Raw genomic sequence first — 22813 nt, 5'->3', positions numbered from 1 at the left:
GCTCAGGGGTCGGTTCCTTGACCCGCAGGTATCTCATTCTTCAGTGCTTTATTAAAATAACTAAAATTAAACAAACGTTTGTAGAATTGAAAATAAAACATTACAACGGAAGCTCTCAAATCCATTCGCCAAACCTCAACCATTTTCTCAACCTATACCGGAATAAGATTCCCTATAAAACCAAAGGGAAGATCCACTAAAAAATTGGTTACTGTCCCTGTCCCCTTAAACCTACATCTTGCCTCTCTTATACGTCTAGAAATAAGGAAAGTTCCATAGTTCTTTTATTTCTAAAAACCTAAAAATAGATCGTCGTTCAATTCCCAGGATCCAAAAAAATGTTTATTCCCCATCTCCTAAACAAATACTATCCACGTACATAAAGGATAGGAGTGTTAAAGATGCCTCAAGATATGAACTACAGTCATGACAACAAATTCATCCCCGTAACCTCTATTTCTGCACATAGCGGGGAACAGGTCACCGCGGATTTATATTATTTCACGAATCAAGTGGTGAATATTTGTGTCTACGGAAACTCAGAGGGCTGGGTACTGATAGATACGGGAATGCCGAAGTCCGCAAGAGAGATCCTTTCCATGGTGGAGAACCATTTTGGTAAAGGTGCCCGCCCGAAAGCCATCATTTTAACCCACGGTCACTTCGATCATGTTGGAGCATCGGTAGAACTTATAAGTCATTGGAACGTTCCAGTGTATGCGCATGAACTGGAGATTCCGTATTTAACCGGCAAAAGCGGCTATCCAGAGCCAGATCCGAGTGTGGAAGGTGGGCTCGTTGCGAAAGTGTCCTCCTATTTTCCCAACGAATCAACCGATCTCAGCGGGCATGTTCATCCGCTACCTGCAGACGGGTCTGTACCGGGTATGGAAGGCTGGCGCTGGGTCCACACGCCAGGTCACGCACCGGGGAATGTGTCTCTTTTTCGAGAAGCAGACCGCACCCTTATCGCTGGGGATGCTTTTGTCACCGTAAGGCAGGACTCGCTATATAAAGTGCTCGTCCAACAACAGGAAGTCTGCGGTCCGCCACGATATTTTACAACGGATTGGCACGCGGCATGGGAATCGGTAAAAAAGCTAGAAGCGTTAAAGCCGCGGGTTGCTGTCACCGGACATGGACCGGCCATGGCTGGCGAGGAACTGGCCAATGGACTAACTAAACTCGTGCAAGACTTCGAAAGCGTCGCGATTCCGGACTATGGAAAATATGTATAACAAAAGGAGATCATCATGAAAGCAGTTACCTACCAAGGCAAAAGTACCGTTGCTGTCAAACAAGTAGAAGCACCCAAAATTCAAGACCGAGAAGATGTCATCATCAAAGTGACGTCCACCGCCATTTGTGGTTCCGACCTCCACCTGTATCAAGGAAACTTCCCGTTGCCAATCGGCTACATCATCGGGCATGAACCAATGGGAATCGTGGAGGAAGTAGGACCAGACGTCACAAAGGTAAAGAAGGGCGACCGCGTTGTCATCCCATTTACCGTCGCATGCGGGAGATGTCATTACTGCGAACACGAGCTCGAAAGCCAATGTGATAACTCTAATCCACACTATGATTCAGGCGGATACTTCGGCTACTCCGAGAAATTCGGAAATCACCCGGGCGGACAAGCGGAATACCTGCGCGTCCCGTTTGGCAACTACACCCCCTTCCTGATCCCTGAGGACTGCGAGCTAGAGGATGAATCACTCCTGCTCTTATCGGACGTCTTGCCAACTGCCTACTGGAGCGTGGTGAATGCCGGTGTAAAAGAAGGAGACACGGTCATTGTCCTAGGCTGCGGACCAGTTGGCCTAATGACCCAGCAATTTGCCTGGCAACAAGGCGCCAAACGAGTCATCGCCGTCGACTATATCAGCAACAGACTCGAGCATTCCAAGCAACACATGCAAACAGAAGTCTTCGATTTCACTAAATATGACGACATGGGCGAAACCCTCAAGGAAGTGACAAAAGGCGGAGCTGACGTCGTCATCGACTGCGTCGGGATGGACGGAAAAAAATCTCCGCTGGAATGGGTCGAGCAAAAAATGAAACTTCAAGGTGGAACACTAGGTCCAATCCAGATTGCAACCAAAGCGGTGCGAAAAGCAGGAACCCTGCAAATTACTGGTGTATATGGTGGATTGTATAACATGTTCCCGCTAGGGCCGTTTTTCACCCGAAACATCAATATCAGAATGGGGCAGGCGCCTGCCCGTCATTTTATGCCTCATCTGTATGATCAGATTAAGAATGGGAAAATTGATCCGACCAAGATTATTACACATACCATGTCATTGGAAGAGGCAGCACATGGATATGACATTTTTAACAAAAAAGAGGATGACTGTATTAAGGTGATTTTGAAGCCTTGAGTGTGTCCGTTAAAGGTATGTGGGGGGTGGGGTCAATAAAACGTACACCTTGTAGAGGACAAGTTGATTAAGGATCAGGCAGCTTTAAGAAAATGATTACTAGATAGTGCAAGGACTTTGGCCGACTTAGGTCAAGGTCACTGTCCACAAAATATAAAACACTTGGAATATATAGCTATATATTGTAATATATTCATATGAATATCCACTAGGGGAGCCAATAGGCTGAGACGGCGCTTTACGCGACGGACCCTTTGAACCTGATCTGGGTGATACCAGCGGAGGAAAGTGGCGCATTGAGTTTAGTACGTACATATTCTCATGCTCCTCTTTCCCATGGAAGAGGAGCTTTTTTCGTTATGAACTAGATAGCGATTTTACTAAGTTATGTTCTTCTGTGGGAAAAGGTGGGTATTCTCCTAAATAATTTTGAGGAGGAATACGACATGAAGTTTTCTGAGCAGTTACGAAGAGAGGCAGATCCCATTTTTCAGGCTATTTTTGAACACCCGTTTGTTAAAGGGATTGGGGAAGGAAATGTACCAAAAGAGGCACTTATTCATTATGTAGAGCAAGATTTTGAGTATTTATCGACTTTTTGCAGAATTTACGGGCTAGCTGTTTCTAAATGCACCGACCGGGGAGATATGGCATTTTTCCAACAACAAATTGGGTTTGTGTTAAATTCTGAGGTACATCCACACAATAACTTTTGTGAAGTAGCTGGCGTGCGTTATGAGGATTTACAAAAAGCACCACTTGCTCCGACTGCCCACCACTATACTCGGCATATGATGGAAGCAGCAGCAAACGGGACACTAGGCGAAACACTTGCTGCCCTCGCCCCTTGCCCTTGGACATATTGGGAAATTGGGAAAAAGCTTATCCAAGAAGTGAAGCCAACACCTGATCACCCTTTCTATGAATGGATCATGTTTTACGGAAACAAGGAAGTGACTTCGATTACACAAGTGTTCATGGACAAAATTGATGCTTGTGCATCAACTGCAGGTGAAGAAGAAAAACAACGTATGCGAGACCACTTTATAACGAGCACACAATTAGAACACCAATTTTGGACAATGGCTTATACGCAGGAAAAGTGGCCTGTTGCTTTGGATCGGGTTAGGGTTTAGTAGATAGACTAGGACAGTAAGGATTCATGGCCCCGCTAGTATAATGAAAGAGAAGATTTCTCATGACTGGTTTTAGAATGAGAAAAGTTAAAAAATGCAGGTGATCTTTATGATGACCTGCATTTTGTCTATGTTCTAGTGGTTTTTTAGGATATTAAAAATTAAACAAACGTTTGTTTAAGATGAAAAATCGCCTTGTGACGAAAGCTTTCCTAACCATTCGCCAAACCTCAACCATTTTCGCATCCTTTATCAAAATAACTCTAGCTTAACAACAGAAGCGAGCGGCTCAAAAACTGGGCCACCGTGCCTGGACCCTCAACCCCAAAACACCTTGCACAAATATGTCGCACCGTGATATACTCACACCATGACATATATCACACCGCGACATAACAAAAAGAACAGAGGTGACCACATTGGAACTAGCAAAAATCATAAAAAAATACATCCCCATGACAGAGACAGCGTTCTACATCCTGCTCTCATTAACAGAGCCACGCCATGGCTATGGAATCATCAAACACGTGGAAGAAATCTCAAACGGCCGAATCCGCCTAGGCTCCGGCACCATCTACGGAACACTGACAAAAATGCAAAAGGACGGGGTCATTACAGTGTTTGCGGATGCGGAGCGAAAAACGCTGTACGAAATTACCGATAGCGGCAAAGAGCTGATCACAGCAGAGATCGAGAGACTTAAAGAGCTTCATAGAAACGCATTGAAGTACGAGGGGGAATTCAAATGAACACTCACATCAAACCATTATGGAGCTACGATGTGCAGAAAACCGAGCAATGGCTCACAGACCAGGCAAAGGAAGGCTATCACCTGAAAGAGCTGCACCGCTTCAAACGCCGCTTCACATTCGAAAAGGGCAACCCAAAAGACGTCACCTACCGAATCGGCTACGACAAATTAAAACCCGCTACTTTATCCAATACAATGCGCCATGACGGCTGGGAAAAAGTCACCAAAAGCGGCAAGTGGTATGTCATCGCAAACGAAAGACCACAGTCAGAAGTAACCACTTCCACGAGTCGCGACGCCATCATCAAACGCAACAACTATATCTTTTACGCATTCATGGCCATACTCATCTACATAACAGGGGCAATGCTGACGAATGTGGCCATCTTCTCCACAGCCTATATCGCAAGTGACGGCAACGTGGAAGTAGTGGAAAGCCCATTCTGGATCATCACCTACACCGGCGCAGCGCTAGTAACCGCCTTCTACTTTTTCATGATTTACTCTGTCTGGAAAATAAAGAAGACAAACAAAGCGCTATCCAATGAAAACCAAACAACACATACGACTCAATACACCCTAGAAAAGAAAAACCTTACCAAAGCAGAAGAAAAACAACTAAAACGCGAAGGTCTACTCATCAAGCGCCGCAAATTTGGATGGATGTACTCACCAGATAAACTCGAGGACTGGCTAGAGCAACAGGCAGGAGAAGGAAACCGTCTCCACCGCGTCAACAAACTAGGCAACACCTTCTACTTCCTAAAAGGCGAACCACAAAGAATCAAATACAGTGCCGACTACCAAAACCTCTCGAAAAACAGCTATTACGAGATTCATAGACAAGCAGGCTGGAAGGACGAATACAGCTCCAAATCCGCTCTCCAAAAATGGACCATCTGGAGCAAGGAATACGAAGAAGGGGAAGCAGCCCCAACCATGTACAGCGACAAAACCAATAAACTAAAACAAGCAAGGAAAGTCGCCCTTTCCTATACCGTACTATTCCTGCCAATAGTTCTAATGTACATCTTCATCGCCAGCATGAACATCAGCTTTCTGTTTCGACAAGAAGAGGCATGGACCTTACATGATACGAATACGATAATATTCTTCGTTTGTATCCTAGTGTTTGGAACATTTATTGCAAAGGGTTGGATGTATTACTTCAGGTTGAGGAGAGCTTGAGGGTAGAGAAAGAAGAAAAAGACCATTAACCCCCCGGTTTTAATGGTCTTTTTATATTTATAGTTTTCATCAAAGTTCCTCACTGCTTTTTTCAGGAGTAAATGCAAATATTAACCCAATGGTACTTGGTGGAACGCTGGCAAGCAGGAACCACCAGATGCCGGTAGTAATAGATAGGATTGCAAAACAAATAACTGACACGGCCACAATGAAAATGCCGAATATGACTCTAGAAGGTTTCAAAGGCTCTGCCATATTCATATTGATGGACAAAATCATGCCTGTAAAGCCCCAGCTCGTCATGTGAACAACCATAATGACGGCAAGAACTATCGCGGCTCTTAATTCCATTCCGAATATGATCAAAGTAAGTAATATATAGATGGAAGCAAGGGTGAAGAACCAAGAAATAGACCGGGCCTTTTGCCAAATATGGTCATGCAGTTCATCCAACCCACGTTGCTTTTTGGCCATACGGCGACCAAACCACCAAGCTAATATCCCTATTACAGCCCCTCCATATAATCCAATCAGCCCACCTATTTGTACCTCCATTATTCCTCTCCCCCTTCTTCTAAAATAAAGACCTCTTCAATGATGCAATCGAATACTTTTGAGATGTTGTATGCTAGTTCGAGTGATGGATTGTACTTACCCGATTCAATCGCAATGATGGATTGTCTTGAGACGCCTACCTGTACCGCTAGATCCTCTTGCGTCATTTTCGTAGCTTTGCGCAGATCTTTAATTCGATTCTTCAACTTTTCCACACCTCCGATTATTTTTGTAAAGCTAGCTTTACAATCGGTTGTAAGTAAAGCGTACTTTACATTTAATGAAATGTCAAGGATACTTTACAAAATATAAAGCAACTGGATTAAAGAAAAACGCTTGGGTGCAGTGTAAAGGTGCCCAAGCGTTTTTCTTATAGGCTCTGTTAAACGCCGCTGTTGATTTCCGCAATAGGCTCGCTTTCCGCGGGGCGACCTTGAGCCTCGTAGGGCTTTTCCCTGTGGGGTCTCGAGATTGTCGCTACTCCCCAGCAGGAGAGTCTACGCTTTTTGCTCCAATCTACAGCTAGAAACCACTCATTATCAACAGTCAACTTCAACAGAGCTCTCTTATAAAAATATCCTGATTACTTACTCATCCACAACCTCAATGAATTCCTTATATATCCCCACAAAATAAGTCTCTAACATATTCCCTAACTTACCATCAAGCTGCCAATATTCGTTATCTGCTTTTTCAATAATATTATAAAATTCTTCTTCAGGAGCCTCTCCACTTTCTAATGCTTGATATAGCTTCCATAACTGCACGCCATACTTTTCTTCTATTAAAGCATAATCAGTTGCGTTTATTTCCCTAAGAGCACGAACAAGCTCTTCAAAGTAACGGGCTGCACCTAACTCTTCTATATAAGAAGAACACCAATTGAACAACCCCTCATGTCCTGCACTTTCAAGCTCCGAGTAGTAATGGTACACCATAAAAGCTTGATTAGCAGTTTCATTGTCAGTTGGAAAATCATATTCGCTCATTAAAGAAACCATCGCATTCCAAATATCTTCATTGGTCGTTAATTCTGTATTTTTCACTTTCTTATCCATCTGGATACCTCCTCTGACCAGCTACATTATATAAAAATACATTAGCATAACTTTCCTTCTTGATATACGATTAATACATAATATTTACAGCTACATAGAATAAAAGGGGGCTTTGCGTTGTACTTATTACTAGCCATTATTTTGACCATTATTTTAGGGTGTGTATCACTCTTGATGGGGCCAGTGGCAGGCGGTTTACTGGCATTCGGAATTATTGCGGGCATTTTACTTAAAGGTCTTTTCCTGCTAAAAGAAATAGATAAAAGACTCACAAAGGATGAACCTAAATACGATCCAGTCAAAGAGGCTTATGAAAACTATATGAAAGAGAAAGAAAGCAAAGCTCAAGGATAAGGGTATGCACTGCAAAAGTGGGTCGCGGTGCCTGGCTCCATGGAGGTGTCTATGAAAAAATACGGTTTGTTCTTTATTACATTCTTCGCTGCAGCGTACATAGTTTTAGTTATATCGGGAGTCGGGGGAACTTTCACAAAAGGTATCCATGTTTTCATCTTATCTATTATTGTCACCACCATTCACTGGATGTGGGATAACTCCCAAAAACCATTCAAACAGAAAAGGTCAAAGTAACGTACAACAAAAAATGGGTCACGGTGCCTGTCCCCATGAACCAAGGAGGTGTCACATGAACAACATCCCAATAAAAAAACGACTAACCGAACTATTAGTAGACTACATAGTAATTGTTATCTACCTGCTCCTATTACTACTCGCCAATTTAGCCATTAGCTTTCTCATCCTGGACGGAATTCCAGCCTACACGGAACTACAAACACAACTGATAGCCACACTCACATCCGTCATCCCCATTATCCTGCTATTTTCCTATCTCGATTATTATAAAAAAGGATCCATTGGAAAGAGAGTAGCTGGATTGAAAGTGACTTTCACAAACGATAGGTTCAGCTCAAGTCTAGTAAGAAATGTTATCAAGTTCTTACCTTGGCAATTAGGTCATGTTGGTGTGATTCATGGGATGTATAGTGAGTTTGATATGACGGCCATTATTATTACAAATGCAGGATCGCTGCTTGGATTGGTTATGCTGTTGATGGGGTTATTCAGAAAAGAAAAGCGACATTTAGGTGATATGATGGCAGGGACGAGAGTGGAACTGAAATGACAGGTAAAGGAGAACACCCCTATGAGAAAAACCATCATACATCCATGGACCAAAGATTGGGAGTTGGTTTATGACCAAGAACAGAATCTGCTAAAAGAAATACTGAAAGATGAATTAGTAGATATCTTTCACATCGGAAGTACATCTGTACCGGCAATCGGTTATGCAAAGCCCATCATTGATATTTTGATTGTTGTAAAAGAAATTGAAAAGGTTGATCGGTACAATGAAACGTTACAAAAAGTGGGATATGAACCGAAAGGCGAGAACGGTATAGCAGGGAGAAGGTACTTCCCAAAAGGCAAGCAAAGCAGAACACATCATGTACATGTTTTTCAGGTCGGAAATGAACATATACAAACACATCTGGATTTCAAAATTTATCTCATGGCGCATCCAGAAGAAGCGAAAGCGTATGGAGAATTGAAACTTAAGTTGGCAAGGCAGTTTCCGGAAAACCATTACAAGTATCAAGAGGGAAAGCAGGAGTTTGTGAATGAGTTGGTGGAGAGGGCGAGGAGTTGGGAGGCTAATAGATGAATGATTTGTTACATGATATTCGAAGCCCGGTAAAAATACCGCTCTGGAAAAAACTTGTACCATCGTTATTACTATTTAGCGCAGGGGAATGTTGTAATGGTATAAAAGTAAGTCATAAATCGCTCAGAAAAAATAAAGGCCGTCGAGAAAGTCGATTGCTTATGACTTTCTCGATGGCCACTAAGACAAATTATTTAAATTTATCCGGAAACTGCTTCACAACTCCCGTAGAGATGGCATCTGACATTAGGATGATATGTGTGAGCCCTTCGTCAATGGCAACGATTCTTGCGTTCCAATCTTTTGCTAAGCTTGCAGATAAATCATTTGCCACTAATTCCAGATGCATATACATCATAATTTTCAGGTCTTCATTCTTTAAATGGGGGTTCGCACCGCTAAGAAAAGCTGATATGTCATCAGCATTTCTATACCATTCTTTGTTTTGCTGCTTCACCAAGGATTTATTTCCACCTTTAGCCGCATCTACAATCTTTCCTGCAATAACAATATGCTCCTTAAGCAACTCGGTAAGCTTGTTCCCAGCTTTTTCTCCATATACTGGCTTTATAGCATTACCAATATCCTCCTGATTTTTTAGAAGCCTGCTCAGTACCTCTTTTTGATCCTCCGCGCCTGCTGTTGTTGCACTTGTAATATAATTACTTGTCCACATTACATGATCAATCCATAGCCTCCTGAAATCATTTTTGAACTTCACTTCAGATTCGCTAATTCTTTGTACATGTGTTTTAGCGGAGACACTGGTTGTTCCACCCAACATGTTTAGGGAAAATAACAAAACAAATCCGATCACCAATAATTTTTTCATAAAACTTTCTCCTTCCAAAGTAAAAAGTGTTCTCTTTATTATTGATATTTGGGATGTTATTATTCCTAAAGCTTGTTCTACTTACTATTTTAATTTGCTGTTCCTGTCACTGGTCTAAGTTGAATGTATTCCTTTAGGTGGAGGAGGTATTTAGCTTAGAGAAGGAAATTCAGGAATAAAGCATAAAAGTATAAATAAAAAGGGGACTTCTTAGGGTAACGGGTCCCGTTACCTAACGAAAACATTAAAATTGTAATTTAAAATGACCACCAAATTGGATGCTGATTTGGTGGTCATTTTTTATTGGTGCAACAGTATTTTCTTTATAATATACGTTAAAATTGTAGTGTGTTTTGTACCCCTATTTGTTAGATGACAATAGCCAGTGTATGTCTACATTTTCACCTGCAAATTCGTATGAAAATTAGCATACATATTTACAATACATTGGAAGATGTTTTATTTTTACTTAATTTTATAGGGTATTCTGAATATATTTATTTCAATATTTAGGGTATAAACTAATTTATTCTTTATTTTATATAAGTTTACTTTACTTTTATAAAAGAATGGTTTAATATAAAAATATAGTTCAAAAGGGAGGTGTTGACATTGAAAAAAGAAGTAGAGGATTACGTTGAAAACAAAGTGTATGAGCATAGAGTTTTAAAAAGGATGACGCAAAAAGATTTGGCTGACGCTGTCGGCGTGTCTAAGCAAACTATATTTGTTATGGAGAAGAATAATTACTCTCCTTCTCTTATTTTGGCTTTTCGAATAGCTGATTACTTTAACGTAGATGTTAACGATATTTTTACTTATGTGAAAGGAAGTGATTTATAATGTGGAAATCTAGCACAGAAATATCAAATTCAATCTTTTATCCTTTAAAAACTTGGGCGGAAAAATCACCTGGTAATTGGAATATGCTTCTTGGTAGCGGTTTTGTATTGCTTTTAATGGGGTTGGTTCTGATATATGTTTATCAAAGAAGAATAGGAAAAGCTGACGAAAGGACAAATCATATATATTTAAAAAGTGCTTACATTATGTTATGCGGAGTAGTTTTGTTCGACTTGATTTTCCCGAAAGAATATATGTGGCAAATTTTCTTCATGTTTAAATATGCTTTTGTATTCATCGCTTCAGGAATATATCTAGCTGTTCGACATAAAAAGGAACTATCTTAACTAAGGAAATAAACGGGAAGAATAACGGGTTCCGTTACCTATCGCAAAATACGAAAATACATTATGAAATGTATCTAGAATTGTATAAAGTTATATTTGTAATTAAAATTTTAAAAACCTCAGCTCAAGCGAACTGAGGTTATTTTCAAGTGCTTTTTGAACGGGACCATGGAGTTCTTCCACTCAAAGATCACACTTTTTTCTCCTGCATGCCCAATGGAAAATAGCTTAAGATGTTTCTCCACTAGGATGAGGAGGTATTTAGCTTAGAGGAAAGCGCAGGGACGGATCTCTGCTTCTTTCGAAGTTCGATGGAAGCAGGAAAACCGTCCGAGACTGATGAAAAAGTCTCAATATAAAACATATTTTAAAAGGAATTATTGACCATTTTATCGAAATGAAAACTTATTGAAGTAACGAGGCAGTCTAATGGAATTAACATTTTAATAGTTGATGGCTATACTTTTAATAATGTTCATAATTTTATGTATATTACTAAAAGGATTAAAACAAAAGATGGAGGTGTAAGGAGTCTCTTATGAAAATTCATCCAAAAGTAAGAAGTGTTCAACAAAAATATAGAAAAACAATTGAACACAAAAAAGAGAAGAAAAAGCACACAGTTGAAGCAGTTGTTGTTATCTTCTTTTTTATTATTTTACTGGTTCTGTTGAATGAATTCCAGACAACAACAGACAAATATATACCTATTGATGCAAGCTGGATGGAAGTGATACCCCAAATTGAAGAGACTCTAAAGCGTACAACTGTTGAATATAAAGGAATCGCAGTCGATTTTAATCCTAAACCAACAAAATACATTTTGAAAACATCTTTTGAAGAATCTACTCTTAATGTTGAGGATAGTCTTACTGAGCTAATTAATATCACTAATGAATTAATAAGATTAAGTAACATACCTAAAGATGAACCTTACGTAATCATCGTAGAAGGGGACAATAAAGAAGAATTAGCACGTAAAGTGTTTAATAACAGTAAAGGTTTGTGAAAGTTTACACTTAAAGTAACAGGTTAGTTCAATAACACTCTTCAGCAATCTGGAGCGATTGCAGCATAGCTTATCGCATCTTACTTAGGAAAAGGGCAGGATTAATGACTAATGTGATTATTTGAAAAGCAAAGGGGATAGGTTATTGAATAACAGAGTGGCAGGACTTTTACTATTAGGCTTAAGTTTTTTAACAGCAGTAATTGTTTATGCATTACGCGAGTTAATCGATTCCATAAAGGATTCAGCAGGGTATTTAGGAGGGGTAATTTCAGGTCAAGGTAGTTCTAGTCTTGCTTGGGGAAGCAACATAATATTATCGAATGTACCAATCTATTTATTACTTTTAGCAATATCCATATCAATTTACCTTATTTGGAATAAGAAAGAATAGGTATTCCGTTAAATAGGAGCAATTGCAGCAAAGGACTCGCTCATAACATAAGGATTAGGCAGGATAGTATCAGATGAAAATTAGGAGGAGGTAAAATAATTGGATTTTGTCTACTTAGCATCAATTACTGTCGCGGTTTTTTGTATGTCCGTAGCTGTTTTTCAGGTGTTCCTTTCACTTGGCTACCCTTTTGGTGAATTTGCAATGGGGGGATACTATAAAGTTTTGCCTAAAAAGTTACGAATTGTGAGTGCGGTAAATGCTTTAATTCTCCTATTTATGGGCTTCGTTTTTCTGCAACATACTAATGTTTTAAATAGTTTAGATTTTTTATCTACAAATATATTAGTCTGGGTCATTACAATTTTCCTTGGATTAAATACAATAGCAAACCTAATATCTCGAAGTAAAAAAGAAAGACTTTTTATGACGCCGTTATCGGGTTTTATTTTCATACTATGTTTATTTATTTCTTTAGCATAAGGAACTGGGGGTACTTATGAAAACACATTATTATTTAGGTTGGTTCAGTAATTTCATTCCTGAGAATTTGGGCAGAGTGTTGCAGGAGGATATTACGGATAGGAAATCGATTGCCATGATTAGCTCAAATCCAGATATTTATGAAGAGGATGGTGCTACTGAACGTTTGTGGCTTGACGAGGTCGGCATTACATTTGATGAGTATCATTTAATTAATTATCAGCTTCAGAAGGATGATGCCCAAACATTGATTCAGAAGGCTTCAGTTATTTTCTTATTGGGGGGAAATCCGCTTAAACAAAATGATTTTCTGATGGAATATGAATTGTCGGAGTCAATTAAACAAAGCAAGGCAGTTGTAATCGGAGCTAGCGCTGGTGCAATCAATATGTCCGCTAAATGGTTATGCTCGAAAAAACTTGGATTTGAAGCAGAAACAAACAAGCTCTATTTACACTGGAATCGGCCTTGACGATTTTTCCGTCCTATCTCATTATGACTTAGAAAATAACACCGATCAGGTACTAAGCGAATTGTCTCCGTTATCCCATGAAATGAACATTTATGCGTCCAACAAAGATTGCGCTATCCGTGTAAAGGGAGATCAAATCGACATTTTTGGTAATGTGTATATAATTTCTAATTCAGTCATTAAGAAATTGGATGCGACACTCTAAATTTATAGACGAAAGACACCATATCAAATAACAGGCGCTATTCTTGTTTCAAGGATGGTCGCTTATTTTGTATAAAAGGTTTTGCAGAAACCTATTTTGAAAGTCCACCATGTATCTGATGAAACTTTTCATATTGAAACTCGTATATATCTCAAAGATAAAGATGTAACCAAAGGAGGAGTGTTTACATGGCAGATCCATTTTATGTGGTGGCTGGTGGTGATCCTATGTTTCAGATTGTACCTATTTTTATTGGCATTATTTTTGTGATAGTTATCGGTAGTATCTTATTTTCCGTTTTCAAAGGGATTGGTCAGTGGCGGAAAAATGAGCAGTCTCCAAAGCTAAGTGTGCCAGCTATTGTTACATCAAAACGAATAGATGTTTCCAAAAGGTCCAATATGCATCATCACAACGACAACCATCATCACCATTCTTCCAGCACACACACAAGATATTTTGTTACGTTCGAGTTTGAAAGTGGTGACCGTTCGGAGTTTCATGTTGCCGGTAAAGAGTATGGTTTACTCTCCGAAGATGACCATGGAATATTAAGCTTTCAAGGGACTCGATATTTAGGCTTTGAAAGGAACAAAGTGAGTATATCGGGGGGAGAGGAGTTTGAAGGTGACTACATCAAAAACACATAATGCACAAGGTATCTTTCTATACGGAAAAGGCAAGTGTACGAAGATTAATAATCGAAAATCAAAATAAGATGAGGTTAAATTATGGCAGACATCGGGGAATTTTCTTTCGAAACAGCATTGGATACAATTTATTATGGGATAGATGAGCTGATGAGTGCAAAAGAAGAGTTATTTATTGATGATTTTCAAAGGCTCTTTTATGAAATGTTAAAGCTTGATGATGAAATGGAATCTTTTAGACGAAAGAAAACTGTAATTAGCGAAGATATTCCATTAAGTCGTCAATCATTTGCACTACCTAGAAAAGCTATTCCGGATTATAGCTATGTAAGGTCACAGATTGAGGGAGTAAGAGTGGATATTGATGTACAGTTGTGGATGATTGATCATGTTGGATTTCAGGAGAAGTTAGATAAGCTTGATTTGGAGTTAGAGAAGTTATGTAATAAAGTAGAAGCTGCGCATATCCTGGTAAACTTCAACTATGACGATAAGATAACACCTAAAGCTTTCAAAGTGCTTTTTCCTGACTTTACACCTTTACTTGATAGAATCTTTGAAGAAGTTAATAGGCAAAAAGTTTACTTTGAAGCTAATCCCTATAAAAAGAACCTACCCAAACCAAAGAGCGGCCACAGAAAACAAGGGATATTCTTTGAAACTTTTTCTACAGGCTCTAAGGCACGTGTTGACGAACAAGGGAGAGGTAGAAGTGCGGATTTAACAAAACTTCCTTCTCGTAGAAAGAGGGCAACAATCTGAAACCTAAAAAAGAGCTGTCACAAAGACCAGTGGGACGGTTCTCTGCTTCAGAAGCAGAGGACCGTCCCCGTGCATATTGGCATTATTTTTGTGATCGTTATCGGTAGTATCTTAATTTCAGTTTTCAAAGGCGTTGGGGAGTGGCAGAAGAATGAGCAGTCACCAAGGCTAAGTGTACCTGCTGTTGTTACATCAAAACGGATAGATGTTACCAAAAGGTCATCATCACAACGATACCCATCATCACCATTCTTCCAGCACACATATAAAATATTTTGTGACGTTCGAGTTTGAAAGTGGTGACCGTTCGGAGTTTCATGTTACTGGTAAGGAGTATGGTTTGCTTTCCGAAGATGACAATGGAGTATAAAGCTTTCAAGGGACTCGGTATTTAGGCTTTGAGCGGAACAAAGTGAGTATATCGGGAGGAGAGGATTACCAAGGTGACTACAAGTGAAAAAGACATTCTACTGATGAATAGTGACAAAAACTTTAATAGATTGCTTGAAATTATTGAATCCGTACCTAGTAGAAAAAGAGGCCTCTCCATTGAAACGCTAGAAAGAGAGAAGAATTTCCGTGATGTCGTCATGCACCTGTATGAATGGCATGCCATGCTGGAGAGATGGTATAGGGAAGGAATGAATGGGGATATCCCGTTCATGCCGGCACCGGGTTATAAATGGAGTAAGATCGGGCAACTCAATATGCGAACCTGGGAAAACTACCAAGAGGTATCATTAAATCAAGCGATGAAGAAATTGAAGTTAAGCCATGAACGAGTGATGGAACTAATTAAATCACATTCCAATGAAGAAATCATGACCAAAAAATATTATAAATGGACCAAAACAAGTAATTTATATAGCTATTTTGCAGCGAACACTTCCGACCATTACATTTAGGGGATTATTTACAAAAAAGAAAGGTCAGAGAAGAAATAAAAGAATAGTAAAAGAGTATGAGCAAGATCGTTCATAACAAATTTATATTAAAGTTGGTGGCGCAGTAACAGTAATATAGATTAAACTGCATCAGGATTTCTAGACACAATAAGACAACAAAAGGGACCCTTTTTTGGGTCCCTTTTGTTGTCTTATCCAAACTCTTCTGCATGTTGGCTTATCTGGCAATAGTGGTTTAATTTGTTATCTTAGACTGTTCTTCTGTATTTTTGATATTTTGAACAAATCTGTTATAGTCCTCTAGAATATAGAAGCCATTTTCTTCAATAACTGATTCGACTTTAGAATATTCATATATAGCCTTATACCATAACTCGTCAAATCTGGAGGCTGTTTTATGCACTTTACATAATAGATTACGAACTTTCTCTTCCATCAATACTTCATCGTCATGACTATTCTCTAGGAAAGAACGTATATTAATTCTAGCTTTTCTTATAAACTCGTCAAGTTGAATATTCCGCTTTTCTGGTCTTTTTCGTGACTCTTCACTTTCAACATACATAGCATGCAAAACATGTTCTATAAGTAATTTTTCACTAACTAAATTATAATTACGTTGCAATAGAGCTAGTTCTAAATCATAATACTCATAATTCTTATAGTATTGTATTAAGTTATCGATATTATCTGGTTTCTTTGTATTTAGTATCCAAAAGCCCGCAATGGATATTCCTGTCCACTTTAGGCTATCGATGTGTTTGCTTGATATTAATAACTCGTACAAATCTTTTTTTTCATATAATTCCAAGAAGAAAGAGAGATTTCCTCCAACAAGGAAATGTTCTAAATGCTTTAAATTATTTTCGTCTCTTAATACCTTGACTGTGTAAATACTATAAAACAGTGATATTAAATAGTTCTCAGTTAGAGAGATTTTAGCACTAATGATATTTACTGTGTCTAAGTATGCTTGCACTATTGATTTTGCTTGTCTAAGATTACTCCTTCCGCTTAATATCCATAATTCATTAAAATCATTAATGATTTTGTTATTAACAAGGAGTACAAAATTTTCTATCTCTTTATTTTTAAAGATTAAATTTTTAAATGAACTATTAAAAATACTTTCTATTGAACTAACATCTATAGATTTATTGTAAGTTATACAATCTAGTTTACCTCTAAAAACCTTATCTACATAGTCATATCCTAAAATATCTACATTGCACAATATAATAACTTTCAAACTATAATTTTCGATAAGTTCGTTAATTAACCCCGTTGCTATGTTATATTTTTGTAAATTATGCATAATGGATGTAATTTCGTTTTCTTTGGAGTATCTTTTGAAAGCTTTTTCAATTTTGATAAATTCATCATTTATATCTTCAAATTCTTTTATCTGGGTTGTTCTGCTATAACCTCTATTTCTTAAAATCGATCTATCTTTTTCATACATTGCATCTTTTCGATTGTTAGAAATTCCTAATGATGTTATCCTCTCAAAATCATCGAATATAAGAATTGAGCCCTTAGGAATGCTATTTAAGCTATAAGAATCTTTTAATATACCATAAAGAGGTTTCCCTATGGCGGGAATATATTGAATCCAATTTAGAAAAGATTCATCATTTATTTCAATCTGGTTTTTGATTTCATTTAAGATAAGCTCTCTTGAATCCAGCCCAAAACAAGAGATTCGATATATAGGTTTTTTAGAAAAACTATAAAATTTATTGAAGTATTCTGTAACTATGTAAGTTTTACCACTGCCCCATTCTCCTGTCACTAAATAACCCTTTCCATTTGGTTTATCTCGAATATACTTAGTTAGGCTTTCCTCAAATGTATTTAAAATATAGTGTTTAGGATTATTATGATAATTTCTTACTTTTAAATAAAAACTAATTATAAAAAATGAAATAATGCATAAAAGTAAATAAATTAGTGCAATTTTTTTAAAAAGAACATACATTTCACTAATATGTGCAATTTTGATGCCCAACAAAATATTATTTTCTTCAGCAAACATCAATAGACCTATTATAATACTTCTAAATGGTACAATCTCAAACAATAAGACAAATGCAAATACAAAAACGAATGACTTTTTTAATAAGCTGCTAACCTTTTTGTAATTCTTAACCAATATAATCCTCCTTATGTTCTAGCCCCTCTGTGTCTTTACCAAATTCATACGCTTGCTTTAATTGTATTTTATTTATCTAACAAAAACATTAAGAAATATATATAATGTAATCAAATTGAATTATCAAGGCTTAAGTGGTATCTATAAGTACTTATTAAAAATAGAAATAATCCCTTCTCCAAACTCTTCCGCTTTCTTTGTTCCGATCCCCTCTATTTCCAATAATGTTTTAATGGTCTTCGGCTTCTTTTCTAGAATAGCATCCAATGTTTTGTTGGTGTAAATATAATAAGGCTTTACGTTAAGCTCCTGGGCACGAGTTCTACGATATTCAGTTAAGAGAGAACGGAAATCTTCATTTTGTACTTTGACAGTTGTTGATACCTTCGGTGATTCTTGGAACCTTTCGGCTTTCTTAGTCTGTAAAATGCTCAGGATATCATGTCCGTAATCTTCTGCTTTCTTCTGTCCGATGCCCTCGACTTCTAGCAACTGTTGCATAGTCTGGGGCATCTTCTCTAGGAGTTCATCCAATGTTCTGTTGCTAAAAATAAGATAGGGCTTCACTCCTATTTGTTTGGCTTTATTGGTGCGGTATTCCGTTAAGAGCCTTTTTAATTCGCTGTTTGCACTAGGCGCAGCTGATATCTCCTTCTCTATAGTGGCTGCCACAAAAGCGGATGCCCCTACTTGTTCATCTTCCAATAGATATTCCCGTTCATTTAAAGGTTTTAATTGGCTAGTTCCCAAGATAGCATTAGTAATCTTATAAACAAGGGGAGCATGCATCAATCCATCTGTGCTTGATAATCCTCAAACTCAAGATAAATATCATGCAGAATCAGCATCGGAACCATGGAGTTCTTCAACTCAAACATCACACTTTTCTCTCCCGCATGCCCAATGGAAAATAGCTTGAGATGGTTTTCTACTTTTTTGAAGTCCATAGAAGGATTGTTGCTTTCTGCAAGACTTTTAAGGTTTTCTATTAGAATAGGATTTTCGCTGATATCCTTATGAAGGATAGGTTGCTTTATTTCTCGATTATCTTTAAAAGCATCAATGACATTTTTGAAAAAAGACATGGGTTACCTCACTATTAGTATTTGTTTAACTGTGGTAATATTGTAACATTATGTAATATTATAACAGATGAGGTTAATAATATTTTTGGAAAATAGAACAGTAGAAATAAATAAATAAATAAATTATTTAATAATGTTAGGAGAGAAAATATCATGGCTTGTCCAATTACTATTTATAAAAATGGAAATGAGTTCTTCCAAGCTGAAAATATACAACAAGCTGCTACTTTTTTTGCTGAACAATTCAATTCTTCAAAGTATAAATACTATGATTACATCGAGAGGGGTTATGTTTATAACATTCCTTACTATAGTGGAATGGATGAATATCGATTTGTTGCACCTATCAATATTGCTATCAACCGAAGAAGAGAGCTTGAAGAAAGTGGACATAAAAATGCTCGTAGATATTGGTTGATTCCGGCAAACCCAAATGATTATGATGTTGAAGGGGCATTTAAATATTATGATACGTTAGATTGGAAGCGCTCATTTAACTATGAAAATGGAGATGTATTATTTATATATGTATCTGGTACTGTTAGGAGAATTCGTTATAAAGTAGAGGTGATGGAAGGCCTAGTACGAGAAACACAACTTACATATGATAATGCTTTCTGGATAGATAATGAAAAATTTGAAAAATCACAAGGGTACGATCGTTCACGGGTTCGATTAGTGGATGTGGCCAATACTCCTGATTTATCTCTTTCAAAATTACGTGAATACGGATTAAAAGGTAACATTCAAGGGTCGATGAAACTAACAGGAGAGCTTAGAGACTATATTGCATCTTTCTTTGAGCAGGATTTGACGAAAGATTTTTTTCCTGAAGAAGTTCCCGCCAGTTTAGATGAAGGAAAGCGTAAGACTATCAATGTAAATGTATATGAAAGGAACCCAATTGCTCGAAAGCAGTGTATCGACTTTTACGGTGTCCAATGTCAAATATGTAATATTAATTTTGAAGACACATATGGGGAAGTCGGTAAAGATTTTATACATGTTCATCACATTATTCCTCTTCATGAGATACAGCAAGATTACACAGTAAATCCTAGAGAAGATTTAATTCCTGTTTGTCCAAATTGCCATGCGATGCTACATCGAAAAGAGAATGGTAGTTATTTGTCTTTAAAACAGTTAAAAAGCCGATTAAAAAGTAACAACTCTGCTATAGTTGTATAAGTTTCAGCTAAAACTACCTAAAGATGATTTCATACCTAATTATGTACAAGAGGCCTATGAAAACTATTTAAAAAAGAAAAAGTGAAATCTAGGATAGAGAAATTAAGCTATCTTTTTTAATCAGCATTGGCTTGCGATGCCTGTCCCCATGGAGGTGGCATATGAACAACATCCCATTAAAAAAACGCCTAATAGAACTACTGGTATACTACTTAGTAATCGTGTCTACCTGCTCCCATTACTACTCGCCAATTTAGCCATTAGCTTAGACTACACAGAACTACAAGCACAACTGGTAGCCAAACTGACATCCTTCATCCCACATCACCCTGCTATTTTCCTATCTTGATTATTATAAAAGAGGATCGATTGGAAAGAGGGTTGCTGGATTGAAAGTGACTTACATAAAAGAAAGTTTAGCTCCAGTTTACTAAGAAACGTCATAAAGTTTTCCATGGCAATTAGGTCTTGTAGATGTGATCCGAGGCATGTTTAACGAGTTTGATAGGACGGCGATTGTTATCACAAATGCGGGCTCGTTGCTTGGATTGGCGTTGCTTTTAAGGGGGTTATTCAGAAAAGATAAGCGTCATTTAGGTGATTTGATGACGGGTACGAAAGTGGAACTTTAATGACAGGTAAAGGAAAACGTCACTTTGATAAAAACCATCATTCAACCATGGACCAAAGAATGAAAAGTGACATATGACCAAGAACACAGGCTGTTAATAGAAATACTGAAAGATGAATAGGTAGATATCTCACATCGGAAGTACATCTTTACGGTTATGCAAAACCGATTATTGCTATTTAGGTTGTTGTAACAGAAATTGAAAAGATTGATGGGTACAATGAAGCGTTACGAAAATGGGGTATGAACCGAAAAGCGAGAACGGTATAGCAGGAAGAATGTACTTCCCAAAAGGTAAGCAATACAGTACACACCATGTACATATCTATCAGGTCGGAAATGAACATAAACAAACACATCTGGATTTCAAAAATGTATCTCATGGCACAACCAAAAGATGCAAAAGCTTACGGAGAATAAAAACAGAAAGGAAGTATCTTGAAAACCACCATATGTATCAAGATAAAACAATCCTAAACAAGGGGGAATTAAGGGTGAAAATTAATTGTACATTGTGTAGGTGTAAAATCAGTTTAAAAGAAAATGTTGTATTAGACATGATAAACTCCGTATATCACGCTAATTGCTATAATGAAATTACTGACAATTTGATTGAGTGGAAGGACTTTGGTACATTTCATTATATAATTAAGAAATATGATTGTTTGAATAATTAGTGCGTGGATAAAAATGATTCTATATATAATACATCAAAATGCTTTTAGTTTTTAATTATAAGGAAGTAAGGAGTTTTTAGAAATATAGAGGTTAGTCGAATTTGAATAAAGTTTCTTTCTTTCAAAATTGAGTATTTCTAAGCTGAAAAAGACTGGCTTAAGGTTGATCGCAGTGCACCTCCGTTTTGAAAACGTTAAATATCAACGTGTTTCGCAGAAGGTTAATGTTATTATGCATGAACTAAATTCTAAGTGAAAATAAACAGATACCTCGAAGTTGGGGTATCTGTCTTTTAAAATATCATTCTACTAAAGTCTACCTCTATCATTAAAGATCCCATAAATATTTTGCTGATGATAATGCAAATTATCAATTGAAGGTCTGAAAAATTCCTGTGTTGGAACAAAAATACTTTCCCTATTTAGGTTATGTAACAGTTCACTTTCTACTTGTGGATGAACTCTAATAGTATAGTCGTCATTAATTGTAAAACAACCTGTATCAAATGCCCAATGTAGGTCTCTATTCATTAGTATTCCATTATTGGGGCTGAAACTACCTCCATGACTACGAGGGTAAACATGTGCAGCTTGTAAATTATTATAGGGACCACAATTTATTACTTGTCTTGTAATTGCACAAAGATTATCATATCCAACAGCAACAAAATCCCGAAACATTACTTGATTGGAAAATAATGAATCAATATTTGTTTGACTACTATTATTACGGGTTATGATATCATTTGATACTTGGATAAGACCCGATACATTGACTTCGTTTTCAACTCCGTAATTATTTTGAGTCTGCATTATTTCTAAAATTCTATTTTCTATTATTTGGATTTCTTCATGTACAACAGCATAATTGCCTCTAATAGGGGAAGCAGCTATCTCATTACTTAATTGATTATATAAATTACTAGAATGATCATTTACCAAGTACGCGAAATAAACAGTTTCGATAAATGTTTCATCGTTGTTGTTAAATTCTATAGTCTGTGGCTTTAAAACAATTATATCGTTTCTTTGAAATAACCATTGGTTATCTTCAAGGAATCGATTCGAATAGATCCGGTATTCATCTCTTGGTTGCCCACCATTTCCTCCCATGTGATACCTATCGTTATTATAAACAAATGTACAATAATTTCTTTCAAAACGATCTTTATATAAAGGGATTAAAGTAAGTATACTATAATCGTTTAAAACTGTTTGTGAAAGAAATGGAAGATGTGATAGGAAATCTGGGTTTTTAGACATGAATAGATAACGCCCCCTTGAAGGGGTGCCGTTTGCATCATTAATACTACCAAGTTCTTGGTGTTGTAATCGTTTTACTAAGTAAGTCATAAAAAACATTCCTCCGTATAATCATTTAACTAATTATACCAATTATACCAAAAATACCTCCATCAG

General features: G+C 37.4%; 29 protein-coding genes, 2 pseudogenes and 1 riboswitch. Of the genes and pseudogenes, 23 read left to right on the top strand and 8 right to left on the bottom strand.

Annotation, left to right across the window (positions count from 1 at the left end; translation table 11 throughout):
• Positions 1–401: 401 nt before the first annotated feature.
• The 5 genes from AB685_RS17120 to AB685_RS17100 all read left to right on the top strand — a co-directional run bounded on the left by AB685_RS17120 (position 402) and on the right by AB685_RS17100 (position 5462).
• On the top strand, positions 402–1238 hold the full coding sequence (locus tag AB685_RS17120) for an MBL fold metallo-hydrolase (protein WP_047971823.1): 837 nt from the start codon (positions 402–404) through the stop codon (positions 1236–1238).
• A gap of 15 nt (positions 1239–1253) precedes the next feature.
• Positions 1254–2387, top strand: coding sequence for a zinc-dependent alcohol dehydrogenase (locus AB685_RS17115; RefSeq protein WP_047971822.1), 1134 nt, complete (start codon positions 1254–1256; stop codon positions 2385–2387).
• Positions 2388–2587: 200 nt separating this feature from the next.
• Positions 2588–2691, top strand: a riboswitch (TPP riboswitch).
• A gap of 142 nt (positions 2692–2833) precedes the next feature.
• Positions 2834–3523, top strand: a complete 690-nt coding sequence (gene tenA, locus AB685_RS17110) for a thiaminase II (RefSeq protein ID WP_047971821.1) — start codon at positions 2834–2836, stop codon at positions 3521–3523.
• A gap of 419 nt (positions 3524–3942) precedes the next feature.
• Positions 3943–4272, top strand: coding sequence for a PadR family transcriptional regulator (locus AB685_RS17105; protein ID WP_198530533.1), 330 nt, complete (start codon positions 3943–3945; stop codon positions 4270–4272).
• A complete protein-coding gene (locus AB685_RS17100; protein ID WP_047971820.1) occupies positions 4269–5462 on the top strand; it encodes a DUF2812 domain-containing protein in 1194 nt (397 codons plus the stop codon). Before AB685_RS17105 ends, AB685_RS17100 begins: the two co-directional genes overlap by 4 nt.
• Positions 5463–5531: 69 nt before the next feature.
• Here AB685_RS17100 and AB685_RS17095 read toward each other — a convergent pair whose 3' ends face one another.
• The 3 genes from AB685_RS17095 to AB685_RS17085 all read right to left on the bottom strand — a co-directional run bounded on the left by AB685_RS17095 (position 5532) and on the right by AB685_RS17085 (position 7075).
• A complete protein-coding gene (locus AB685_RS17095) occupies positions 5532–6017 on the bottom strand; it encodes a hypothetical protein (protein WP_047971819.1) in 486 nt (161 codons plus the stop codon).
• Positions 6017–6223, bottom strand: coding sequence for a helix-turn-helix transcriptional regulator (locus AB685_RS17090; protein ID WP_047971818.1), 207 nt, complete (start codon positions 6221–6223; stop codon positions 6017–6019). Before AB685_RS17090 ends, AB685_RS17095 begins: the two co-directional genes overlap by 1 nt.
• A 381-nt stretch (positions 6224–6604) precedes the next feature.
• A complete protein-coding gene (locus tag AB685_RS17085) occupies positions 6605–7075 on the bottom strand; it encodes a hypothetical protein (protein WP_047971817.1) in 471 nt (156 codons plus the stop codon).
• Positions 7076–7192: 117 nt separating this feature from the next.
• Between AB685_RS17085 and AB685_RS17080 the strand changes: the two genes are divergently transcribed.
• From AB685_RS17080 to AB685_RS17065, 4 genes are read left to right on the top strand one after another with little or no spacing between them, the layout of a single operon-like run.
• Complete coding sequence (locus tag AB685_RS17080; protein ID WP_047971816.1) at positions 7193–7429, top strand: hypothetical protein; 237 nt, start codon at positions 7193–7195, stop codon at positions 7427–7429.
• Positions 7430–7480: 51 nt separating this feature from the next.
• Positions 7481–7666 carry a hypothetical protein gene (locus AB685_RS17075; protein ID WP_047971815.1) on the top strand — a complete coding sequence of 62 codons (186 nt, stop codon included), beginning with the start codon at positions 7481–7483 and terminating at the stop codon, positions 7664–7666.
• A gap of 55 nt (positions 7667–7721) precedes the next feature.
• Positions 7722–8219 (top strand): RDD family protein, encoded by a 498-nt coding sequence (locus AB685_RS17070; protein ID WP_047971814.1) that lies wholly within the window; start codon positions 7722–7724, stop codon positions 8217–8219.
• Positions 8220–8240: 21 nt separating this feature from the next.
• The gene (locus AB685_RS17065) at positions 8241–8759 is read left to right on the top strand and encodes a GrpB family protein (RefSeq protein ID WP_047971813.1); all 519 of its coding nucleotides are present in this window, start codon (positions 8241–8243) and stop codon (positions 8757–8759) included.
• Positions 8760–8949: 190 nt separating this feature from the next.
• On the opposite strand, the gene AB685_RS17060 is transcribed toward AB685_RS17065, so the two are convergent.
• Positions 8950–9591 carry a hypothetical protein gene (locus AB685_RS17060; protein WP_047971812.1) on the bottom strand — a complete coding sequence of 214 codons (642 nt, stop codon included), beginning with the start codon at positions 9589–9591 and terminating at the stop codon, positions 8950–8952.
• Between the two features lie 612 nt (positions 9592–10203).
• Between AB685_RS17060 and AB685_RS17055 the strand changes: the two genes are divergently transcribed.
• The 11 genes and pseudogenes from AB685_RS17055 (at position 10204) to AB685_RS17015 (ending at position 15661) form a co-directional block, all read left to right on the top strand.
• Entirely contained in the window at positions 10204–10434 is a 231-nt protein-coding gene (locus AB685_RS17055) for a helix-turn-helix transcriptional regulator (RefSeq protein WP_047971811.1), read from the top strand.
• The gene (locus AB685_RS17050; protein ID WP_047971810.1) at positions 10434–10781 is read left to right on the top strand and encodes a hypothetical protein; all 348 of its coding nucleotides are present in this window, start codon (positions 10434–10436) and stop codon (positions 10779–10781) included. The genes AB685_RS17055 and AB685_RS17050 overlap by 1 nt, the downstream gene beginning before the upstream one ends.
• A 538-nt stretch (positions 10782–11319) precedes the next feature.
• Positions 11320–11790, top strand: coding sequence for a hypothetical protein (locus AB685_RS17045; RefSeq protein ID WP_047971809.1), 471 nt, complete (start codon positions 11320–11322; stop codon positions 11788–11790).
• A gap of 145 nt (positions 11791–11935) precedes the next feature.
• Complete coding sequence (locus AB685_RS17040; protein WP_047971808.1) at positions 11936–12184, top strand: hypothetical protein; 249 nt, start codon at positions 11936–11938, stop codon at positions 12182–12184.
• 99 nt (positions 12185–12283) lie between these two features.
• Entirely contained in the window at positions 12284–12667 is a 384-nt protein-coding gene (locus AB685_RS17035; RefSeq protein ID WP_082153689.1) for a hypothetical protein, read from the top strand.
• A gap of 16 nt (positions 12668–12683) precedes the next feature.
• A pseudogene (locus AB685_RS17030) lies at positions 12684–13344 on the top strand (Type 1 glutamine amidotransferase-like domain-containing protein).
• Between the two features lie 188 nt (positions 13345–13532).
• The gene (locus AB685_RS17025; protein WP_047971807.1) at positions 13533–13994 is read left to right on the top strand and encodes a DUF2500 domain-containing protein; all 462 of its coding nucleotides are present in this window, start codon (positions 13533–13535) and stop codon (positions 13992–13994) included.
• A gap of 81 nt (positions 13995–14075) precedes the next feature.
• Entirely contained in the window at positions 14076–14756 is a 681-nt protein-coding gene (locus AB685_RS17020; protein WP_047971806.1) for a hypothetical protein, read from the top strand.
• A gap of 69 nt (positions 14757–14825) precedes the next feature.
• Positions 14826–14927, top strand: a pseudogene (locus tag AB685_RS32495) (DUF2500 domain-containing protein); the annotation flags it as partial.
• A 34-nt stretch (positions 14928–14961) separates the two neighbouring features.
• On the top strand, positions 14962–15126 hold the full coding sequence (locus AB685_RS32490) for a DUF2500 family protein (RefSeq protein WP_347230873.1): 165 nt from the start codon (positions 14962–14964) through the stop codon (positions 15124–15126).
• Positions 15127–15229: 103 nt separating this feature from the next.
• Positions 15230–15661 carry a ClbS/DfsB family four-helix bundle protein gene (locus AB685_RS17015; protein ID WP_047972026.1) on the top strand — a complete coding sequence of 144 codons (432 nt, stop codon included), beginning with the start codon at positions 15230–15232 and terminating at the stop codon, positions 15659–15661.
• Positions 15662–15896: 235 nt separating this feature from the next.
• Here the strand turns inward: AB685_RS17015 and AB685_RS17010 are convergent, their stop codons facing one another.
• The 3 genes from AB685_RS17010 to AB685_RS32135 form a co-directional block, all read right to left on the bottom strand.
• Entirely contained in the window at positions 15897–17813 is a 1917-nt protein-coding gene (locus AB685_RS17010; protein WP_047971805.1) for a P-loop NTPase fold protein, read from the bottom strand.
• Between the two features lie 141 nt (positions 17814–17954).
• A complete protein-coding gene (locus tag AB685_RS32140) occupies positions 17955–18563 on the bottom strand; it encodes an HRDC domain-containing protein (RefSeq protein WP_241773331.1) in 609 nt (202 codons plus the stop codon).
• Positions 18564–18601: 38 nt separating this feature from the next.
• Positions 18602–18898: a hypothetical protein gene (locus AB685_RS32135; protein ID WP_047971804.1), complete on the bottom strand. Its 297-nt coding sequence runs from the start codon at positions 18896–18898 to the stop codon at positions 18602–18604.
• A 153-nt stretch (positions 18899–19051) separates the two neighbouring features.
• On the opposite strand from AB685_RS32135, the gene AB685_RS16995 reads away from it, so the two are divergent.
• From AB685_RS16995 to AB685_RS31365, 3 genes are all read left to right on the top strand, one after another.
• The gene (locus tag AB685_RS16995; protein ID WP_053073863.1) at positions 19052–20086 is read left to right on the top strand and encodes an HNH endonuclease; all 1035 of its coding nucleotides are present in this window, start codon (positions 19052–19054) and stop codon (positions 20084–20086) included.
• A gap of 136 nt (positions 20087–20222) precedes the next feature.
• Positions 20223–20435 (top strand): hypothetical protein, encoded by a 213-nt coding sequence (locus AB685_RS31745; protein ID WP_198530532.1) that lies wholly within the window; start codon positions 20223–20225, stop codon positions 20433–20435.
• Between the two features lie 139 nt (positions 20436–20574).
• The gene (locus tag AB685_RS31365) at positions 20575–20718 is read left to right on the top strand and encodes a hypothetical protein (RefSeq protein ID WP_157860734.1); all 144 of its coding nucleotides are present in this window, start codon (positions 20575–20577) and stop codon (positions 20716–20718) included.
• Positions 20719–21703: 985 nt separating this feature from the next.
• Here the strand turns inward: AB685_RS31365 and AB685_RS16980 are convergent.
• Positions 21704–22747 (bottom strand): HNH endonuclease, encoded by a 1044-nt coding sequence (locus tag AB685_RS16980; RefSeq protein WP_047971803.1) that lies wholly within the window; start codon positions 22745–22747, stop codon positions 21704–21706.
• Positions 22748–22813: the final 66 nt, after the last annotated feature.

It is taken from the genome of Bacillus sp. LL01 (assembly GCF_001037965.1).
This window is presented reverse-complemented; position numbering and strand designations above follow the sequence as displayed.